Below are 1,202 nucleotides of genomic sequence, written 5' to 3' on the forward strand. Positions count from 1 at the left end.
GGGCCACGCGGCATGCACCCGGCTCTTCCAGGCGGCCAGGTCCCGGGCTCCGGCGAAGCCGTTGGCGGCGGCGGCCCGGGCCGAGACACCGGCCGGCACGTAGTAGCGCTCGACGTACTCCTGGACCATGCGGCTGGCCAGGACCTGGGGACCGAGGGCCGACAGGGTGTGCTTGACCATCGCGGCCCAGCGCCGCGGGATGCCGTCGCCGGGCTCCGAGTCGTAGAAGCGGGGGGCGACGGTGTTCTCCAACAGGTCGTACAGGGCGGCGGACTCGATGTCGTCGCGCCGGTCGGGGTCCTCGACCCCGTCCGCGGTCGGGATCGCCCAGCCGTTCTGGCCGTCGAACATCTCGTCCCACCAGCCGTCCCGGATGGACAGGTTCAGGCAGCCGTTCAGCGCGGCCTTCATCCCCGACGTGCCGCACGCCTCCAGCGGACGCAGCGGGTTGTTCAGCCAAACGTCCGATCCGGAGTACAGGAAGCGCGCCATCCCGATGTCGTAGTCGGGGAGGAAGACGATGCGCGACCGCACGGCCGGGTCGTCGGAGAACTGGACGATCTGCTGGACGAGTTGCTTGCCGCCGTCGTCGGCGGGGTGCGCCTTGCCGGCGATGACCATCTGGATCGGCCGCTGCGGGTGCAGCAGCAGCCGGCGCAGCCGGTCACGATCCCGCAGCATGAGGGTCAGCCGCTTGTAGGACGGCACGCGCCGGGCGAAACCGATCGTGAGGATGTCCGGGTCGAAAACCGACTTCACCCACTCCAGCTCACCGGGTGCCGCGCCGCGCTCGAGCCAGGAGGCCCGCAGCCGGCGGCGGACCTCGGTGACGAGGCGCTCCCGCAGTTGCCGCCGGGCGGCCCACACGACCTCGTCGGGCAACGTGGAGATCTTCTCGAATCCGGCCGCGTCGTCGGAAAGCAGGCCCGGGTCGGGCTCGCGGTCAGCAAGCTCGATGATGGGCCGGGACACCCAGGTCGGGGCGTGCACCCCGTTGGTCACCGAGCCGATCGGGACCTCGGCGGTGTCGAAGCCGGGCCACAGCCCCGCGAACATTTCCCGGCTGACGATGCCGTGCAGCTTGCTGACGCCGTTCGAACGCTGTGCGAGCCGTAGGCCCATGTGGGCCATGTTGAAGACGTTGGGGTCGGCCTCCACCCCGAGCTGCAGGATCCGCTCGACCGGCACGCCGGGCCAGCCGT

The 1,202-nt window shown here is 71.0% G+C and carries 1 protein-coding gene; it reads right to left on the bottom strand.

The genetic code is table 11. From position 1 onward, the window contains the following. Nucleotides 1-1,202: alpha-glucan family phosphorylase (gene glgP / locus AC08ON_RS14110; RefSeq protein ID WP_476617132.1), on the bottom strand; the 1,202-nt coding region annotated here is incomplete at both ends.

The organism is Frankia sp. CoWAU3, from assembly GCF_977971855.1.